The 6,369-nt window shown below is 39.8% G+C and carries 8 protein-coding genes; 6 read left to right on the top strand and 2 right to left on the bottom strand.

Features of this window, described 5'->3' with window-relative positions; translation table 11 throughout:
* The first annotated feature begins 150 nt into the window (after positions 1-150).
* From VB654_RS24935 to VB654_RS24925, 3 genes are all read left to right on the top strand, one after another.
* Entirely contained in the window at positions 151-843 is a 693-nt protein-coding gene (locus tag VB654_RS24935) for a hypothetical protein (RefSeq protein ID WP_323216522.1), read from the top strand.
* A 349-nt stretch (positions 844-1,192) separates the two neighbouring features.
* Complete coding sequence (locus tag VB654_RS24930) at positions 1,193-2,008, top strand: HEAT repeat domain-containing protein (RefSeq protein ID WP_323216521.1); 816 nt, start codon at positions 1,193-1,195, stop codon at positions 2,006-2,008.
* Positions 2,009-2,290: 282 nt separating this feature from the next.
* Positions 2,291-2,560, top strand: a complete 270-nt coding sequence (locus tag VB654_RS24925; RefSeq protein ID WP_323216520.1) for a transposase — start codon at positions 2,291-2,293, stop codon at positions 2,558-2,560.
* Between the two features lie 268 nt (positions 2,561-2,828).
* On the opposite strand, the gene VB654_RS24920 is transcribed toward VB654_RS24925, so the two are convergent.
* Positions 2,829-3,062 (bottom strand): hypothetical protein, encoded by a 234-nt coding sequence (locus tag VB654_RS24920; protein WP_323216519.1) that lies wholly within the window; start codon positions 3,060-3,062, stop codon positions 2,829-2,831.
* Between the two features lie 50 nt (positions 3,063-3,112).
* Between VB654_RS24920 and VB654_RS24915 the strand changes: the two genes are divergently transcribed.
* The 3 genes from VB654_RS24915 to VB654_RS24905 all read left to right on the top strand — a co-directional run bounded on the left by VB654_RS24915 (position 3,113) and on the right by VB654_RS24905 (position 5,344).
* Positions 3,113-3,766 carry a site-specific integrase gene (locus VB654_RS24915; RefSeq protein ID WP_323216518.1) on the top strand — a complete coding sequence of 218 codons (654 nt, stop codon included), beginning with the start codon at positions 3,113-3,115 and terminating at the stop codon, positions 3,764-3,766.
* 224 nt (positions 3,767-3,990) lie between these two features.
* A complete protein-coding gene (locus VB654_RS24910) occupies positions 3,991-4,407 on the top strand; it encodes a hypothetical protein (protein ID WP_323216517.1) in 417 nt (138 codons plus the stop codon).
* Positions 4,408-4,417: 10 nt separating this feature from the next.
* Positions 4,418-5,344, top strand: coding sequence for a nucleotidyl transferase AbiEii/AbiGii toxin family protein (locus VB654_RS24905; protein WP_323216516.1), 927 nt, complete (start codon positions 4,418-4,420; stop codon positions 5,342-5,344).
* A 23-nt stretch (positions 5,345-5,367) separates the two neighbouring features.
* Here the strand turns inward: VB654_RS24905 and VB654_RS24900 are convergent, their stop codons facing one another.
* Positions 5,368-5,961: a hypothetical protein gene (locus VB654_RS24900; protein ID WP_323216515.1), complete on the bottom strand. Its 594-nt coding sequence runs from the start codon at positions 5,959-5,961 to the stop codon at positions 5,368-5,370.
* Positions 5,962-6,369 lie beyond the last annotated feature (408 nt).

Here is a 6,369-nt window from a genome sequence, read left to right as displayed (position 1 = left end):
AAACTTTGGTAAGTTTTTTCAGCCAAAATTGAGAAAGAAAAAAACAGCAGTTCCCATAGCACTTTGATAAATTGCTAAGAAACCGCCCCCAACTTTTTACCCTGTGGGATGCGGTTTAAAACCAGGGGATTGTTAATAGGAGATTAGTGCATGAAATGTAATTTTATACAAAGAAAGCTGGATTACTTACGTGTTATCGCAACCGTAATCAGTATTTTCTTTCCACTAAGCATTACTTCTGAAGTGCGTGCTGAAACTTTTCAGAACGTTGATTTTTTCCCAGACCTATTACTAATTGATAATCAGGTAGGAACCGTCAGAGGAATAACCACTGCTGTTGTACAACAAGGTACTGGTTCTGTAACAATAGAAACTAATAACCCATTACTATACTTCAATCCTTTTACATTTCCTAATCCAAATGTAGATTTCCCTTGTGGTTTTGGAACACCAGGAATAATTTCAGGTCTTAGCGACTTTTACACCTTTAACTTTGGAAATCAAGCTCAATGTACTGGAGGAGTAGGATATTATGCACTTTTCTATGAGACTAGACTGACCAACAATTTTGGAACCTTTCCATCGCCATTTGAATTTCAATCAATGCAGCCTGCATACGGCCAGGTGATCCGTTTGATGACAGGTGCACGAATTTTGGCAGACCAAGAAAATCATGAACTTGCTTTTATTCTGATCGACGAGAACCCCAATAAAATACCTGAACCAAATTTGGTTATGGGGCTAATTATGATTAGCCTAGCTGCTTTGAGCCTAAAGTTCTATTACGAACGTAGCCGTAACATACATAGTATAAACCGGAGAGCAACTCATCACTTGCTATAGGCAGCATATTTACTTAGAATTGCATATAGCAATCTGGAATCATTTGTGAGAGGTAAAATCGCTGAAAAATCTATAAAATAGATTGTTTTAATTTTTGTATTTTCTCACGTTTCAATTCGGATTGCTATATAATAACTTAAGTTCGGGATAAAGAAAGAGATATGTAGTAAGCTGAAAATAACGAAAAATCCAGCATCCTGCCCTGTGTTTATTTTAGATGTTTTGCCACGTAGATGATTTCTGTCAAGCATTTGAAGCTCAATGGCATAAACAGCTATTAAATTAGCCTTGTTTACTTGCTTTATTATTTAAAATACAAAGTAAGTAGTAAATATCTAAATAAGCGCAGATGTCTATCGATGCAGAAATTTTATCCTTAATTGAAAATCTAAAGAATGAAGAAACAGCCATTCGCAAACGAAGTACGTATGCTCTAGCGCGGCTTGGATCAAAAGCACAAGAAGCAGTTCCTGCATTATTAGAAGCTTTGGAAGATCAGGACGCAGGTGTACGGAGAATGGCTGCTGAGGCTCTTGGGCATATTCCATCACTAGAAGAACATGTAGTTGCTGCTCTCACCAAATGTTTACAGGATCAAAATGCGGACGTTCGTATAGGTGCTACTCTGGGCTTGTCCCAAATTGAAACAGCTACCTCCCCTACTATTACAGCACTCATGAGTGCTTTGCAGGATGAAAATATCAGTGTTCGTAATAATGCTGCTGCTGCTTTGAGAAACCTGGGATTAGTCGCGCGAGAAGCTGTTCCTTACCTTGTGAAAGCTTTGCAGGACGAGTATCACGGTGTTCGTTTAAATGCCGCCGCCGCCCTGGGAGAAATGGGGGCAGAAGCGAAACAGGCTACTGATGCCCTTGTTCAAGTCTTGCAAGATAGTGAGGCAACTGTTCGCCAATGTGCGGCTTTCGCATTGGGTAGAATCGGAGTAACAGACCAAAAGAGTTTACTTGCCCTCATTCTAAGTTTAGAAGATGAAGATAGAAGCGTTCGCTTTCGTGCTGCTGAAGCTTTAGGTGAATTTGGTTCTGTTGCTCAATCAGCAATTCCGGCTCTCACAAAAGCATTGGGAGATCAAGAACGCATAGTTTGTCATTTTGCTGCCAATGCGATCAACAAAATTAATAACAGGAGTAACACAGAAAACTAACTAATAAGATACTCCTTCCAACAATTCCTCAAAACTTTGATACATGCTTTCATTCCGGCGTAAATCAGAAAGGAAATTACAGTATGCAACGTGTTCAATTTAACTTTCATCTCAATACTTAACGGGGTCAAATGAGCAGCCATGCAGAAACTTGCGATAAGGACTTTGTGACCTGCTAGTAACATTCTGATTGGCATAGATAAAATGTATCCAGCTGGCGGTGACGGCTGAGTTTTTGCACTTTCCGCACGTTCCCATAGGTGGCATCAAGAGCGGCAGTAATTGCACTGTGCCGGATGCGGTGAGGCGACATCTGCTTTTTTGAAAGACCCAACACATAAAATCGTTTTCCATTACACCCCAAAACATTCCTCTTGGCTCAATCAAATTGAAGTTTGGTTCAGTATTTTAGTTCGTAAACTACTAAAAAGAGCCAGTTTCACCAGTCAGGATGATTTGAAAGCTCGAATTCTCAATTTTATTGACTACTTTAATAAAACAATGGCTAAACCTTTTAAGTGGACATATAAGGGTAAAGTCTTGGCTATTTAATGGTCTATTTATTTAAGCCGTACTGTACTAGCCCCTTGAGATGAGCCTGTAACTGTTTCAGTCCCCTTGCGGGGAATTAGTTAGCGGAAAGATTACACTTGCAAATGAAAACTAGTAGAAGAAAGTTAGTGTCCCTCTTTCTCCCAACTTTCCCCAACAGTAACCAAAGTCTCCCCAGATTCTCCCAGTAATTCCCAACGGTTTTTCAATCTTCCCCAAAATTTCCCAAAGTAGAAAATATTCAGCAGGTTTATTGACACAATTCTCATCAAACTGAAAACTCCCAATATTTCCCCAATCTTCCCAGTGATTCCCCACGGCTCCCAAACATTCCCAATAATTCCCAATTTCTCCCCAAGATTGAAATCTCTAAAATCCCAAAAAAACTACCGCACGCTACGCCATAAACTTTGGTAAGTTTTTCCGCCAAAATTAATTTTTCTTGAACTGCATTTACCTTGACTAAGTTTTGGAAATTTTTAATAGTCAGATTAAAACTCAAACAGTTCTCAACCGTTGTAGGCTGTAGATCACAGGGTTTACAGTCAAGCCATGAAAATCAACAGGCACGGACGCGCCAAAGTTATTACACAGCAAGAGATACAGTTAATTTTTACCCACGGATTGAACAATGACCGGGATAGAATGCTGTTTGGTGTGTGCCTGTTTAGTGCCTGTAGAATCCGAGAATGTGTAACGCTGCAAACTCAAGACATCTACACCCCCAAGGGTGAAGTTAGAGCGCAATTCGTGATCAGGAAGTCAAACACTAAAGGCAAACTGGCCACAAGGTCTATCCCAGTGATTGAAGACTTGCGGCGGTTATTGTCTGATTATTCCCGACTAGCTGGGAATGTTTACCTGTTTCCCGGTCGTAGCAACGGACATATCAGCCATGACTCAGCAGCGCGTATTTTAAGGAAAGCTTGCGAACAAGTAGGAATTATAGGAGTGAGTACGCACAGCTTCCGGCGTACTGCCTTAACCCAGATGAGTAACGCTGGCATCCCGTTAAGGGTAATTCAGGAATTGTCAGGGCATAGGAATTTAGAACAGTTACAGAGATATTTAGAGGTGAGTGATCAGCAGGTGTTGGGGGCGGCTGCTGCTTTGTCGATGCTGTCACCTGCTGGTGAAGTCGGTAAATGGAATTTTACCGACATCTCTACACCGGAGTCTACACCCCAGGATTTGAACCAAGATTAGACGGGTTTAAACATATATAAAGGTTATAACGGGGTTTTTAGTTACTCACTAAAAATTTGCGAAAATACAGTTTTTCACCTAAAGTTGAATTATATGTAATTTAATTTGTGGTGTTGAGTGGTATGACCCTCGAACCCATTCCAACTTACTCAAACCCACTCAAAACCACTCAAAGCTGTATTAGAAGTAACCAAGATTTTCTCCGTAACAAGAGAGTAAAAAAGATGAAAACCCTTAACACAATAGAAGACGCGATAGCTCGTAAAATCGACGATAGCACCCGTGATGTCTTTTTGAGTGAGGATTTCCAAGACATCGCTAGTGATAGCCAAGTTATTGGGCGTAGTCTTAATGAGTTAGAAAATAAAGGCAAAATCATTGCAATGGGTGAGAATCTTTATGCCAAAGCAGTTATTTCTCCTTTATCAAAACGTATAGTGCCTCGCAAAGCATTACGTGAATTAGCAACTGAGTTTTTGGGATACTTAAACATAGAAGTCGTACCGTCAAGCTATGACAAAGCTTATAACGAAGGGCGGACAACCCAAGTCCCAACCGGACGTGTCATTGGGGTTAAAAAACCTGTTGACCTTAATTTTGGCTATGATGGTAAATTTGTAACCTTTGAATACGTCGCTTAATCTACATTTTGTGAGTGCATCTATTGATCCAAGCTTATTAGAAATTATTGCCAGTGATCTGGGTGTTGATCCTTCCTTTGTTGAAAAGGATTGGTATGCTATGAGAATAATAGCTGCCTTGATTACTGTTGATAAGCTTGGTATAAAATTAGTGTTTGCAGGTGGAACTAGCTTATCTAAAGGATTTGCGTTAATTAAGCGTTTTTCAGAAGACCTTGATTTTAAGGTTATTTTGCCAGTTTCAAAACATAATCGGCAACAACGCAGTCTGTATAAAGAACAAATTTTAGACGTAATTCGTAATAGCAGCTTAGATTGGTCATTGGATGAAGTAAAAGCGCGTAATAACAATCGCCAATTTAGCTGCAACATTTCTTACAAACGAAAATTTGACCAATCTATTGCGCTTCGTCCTTATATAAAATTAGATATTAATTTTATTTCACCTGTCTTACCTGTTGAAGAAAAAACTTTAATATCTTTTATATCTCAAGCAATGGAACAATCACCAGAAGTCCCATTAATTGCTTGTATTTCGCCTTTAGAAACAGCAGCAGAAAAATTAAGTGCTTTAACTTGGCGAGTTTTGACTAGAAATCGAGAAAGCGAACAGGATGATCCATCTCTTATTCGCCATTTATATGATTTAACAGCATTAAATCAAACAATTGAAGATTACCAAGACTTCTCAAGCTTGGTTTCCGACTTTATGCAAGAGGACTTTAAAGAAAATAGAGGAAAAATTCAATCTTTAGCAATACCCACAGTAGAATTTTTACCAAAAATGTTGTATGAGTTAGAGTCAGATCCTATTTATAATGATGAATACCAACAATTTGTAACAGGAATGTCTTACGCTACAGAAGATGAATGTCCTACATTTGAGCAATGTATAAAAACTATTAAAAGTATAATTACCAATTTTGAATTAGCTTAAACTTAGTTTATAAAGTAAAACCTCTATTTAAAATTTTTACTAACCAACCACCCCATCTGATTACCCAGCTTCCCAGCTTTGGTGAAAGTAAAGCTACCCCACACAAAGGTCATTTCATCTTTACCCACCCTGGGAGTAACACCAATCAATTCTTTAACCTTGCCTGTACTCAGTATCCACTTATAAGTTACAGCTTTTTCTAATTCCTCATACTCAGACAAAGCAGACCGCTTATTCCCCATATACCCCATCATTTTCTCAACCAAACCAGCCATAAGACTGATAGCGGTTAGGTTTTCGCTGTTGTCTAGTTCGTTGTCAAGTTTGTCTAGTTGATTGTCAAGTTTTTCCAGTGCGGGTACTTCAAACTCTGGCTGAATAGGAAAATTAGCTATCGCACCCCCACCCCTAATATGCTTGTCAAGTTTGTCCAGTAACTCTAACTGCTGTGGGGTGATTTTACCCCGTGCCACTGGTTTTATGTCCAGTCCGTTTATTCGGTCGTATACCGCTTGTCTTGACTCTAACCCGTATCTGGCTTGTAGACTAGCGATTTTAATCAGTTCGGTGTCTTGGTTTTTCATCTTGGCTTGTCCAGTAGCGTACTTGACAATCATAAAATGTCAAGTGTAAGACTGGACAAAAACCGCGCTGTGAAGAATCAAACCACATCTACCCCACTGGGAACCAATGCGGCTAAGTCGATGACCTCAGTTATTTTCTGTCCTGGGTGTACTCATTTTGTCCTCATTTTGTCCGAGACTGTCCTATTTTGCCCTCATTTTTGGGAAGAAAACACGCTCCCTGATAGGGTTCTAGCTGTCCGCCGGAATTTTCGCCAGATGAGAGACAGCCCCGGTGCTGGACGCTGAATATTTTTCTTGGGAGCCGTCAAATGCGATCGCCTACGGCGGGCGGGTACGCCATCGCTAGGAAAACATAACCTCTTCCATAGGTAAGACCGCTTCAGATAACAGATGGTAAAATCCCGGTACTGTATCCTCGACTTTCAGCAATTCATCCAC

This window comes from Nodularia sp. UHCC 0506 (assembly GCF_034931045.1).
In the GTDB taxonomy this organism is placed as follows: domain Bacteria; phylum Cyanobacteriota; class Cyanobacteriia; order Cyanobacteriales; family Nostocaceae; genus Nodularia.
This window is presented reverse-complemented; position numbering and strand designations above follow the sequence as displayed.

Excerpts from the sequence above, each read along its gene's own strand:
- VB654_RS24910 (WP_323216517.1), top strand. The coding sequence starts at position 3,991 with ATGAAAACCCTTAACACAATAGAAGACGCGATAGCTCGTAAAATCGAC.
- VB654_RS24930 (WP_323216521.1), top strand. The coding sequence starts at position 1,193 with ATGTCTATCGATGCAGAAATTTTATCCTTAATTGAAAATCTAAAGAAT.
- VB654_RS24915 (WP_323216518.1), top strand. The coding sequence starts at position 3,113 with ATGAAAATCAACAGGCACGGACGCGCCAAAGTTATTACACAGCAAGAG.
- VB654_RS24935 (WP_323216522.1), top strand. The coding sequence starts at position 151 with ATGAAATGTAATTTTATACAAAGAAAGCTGGATTACTTACGTGTTATC.
- VB654_RS24900 (WP_323216515.1), bottom strand. The coding sequence starts at position 5,961 with ATGATTGTCAAGTACGCTACTGGACAAGCCAAGATGAAAAACCAAGAC.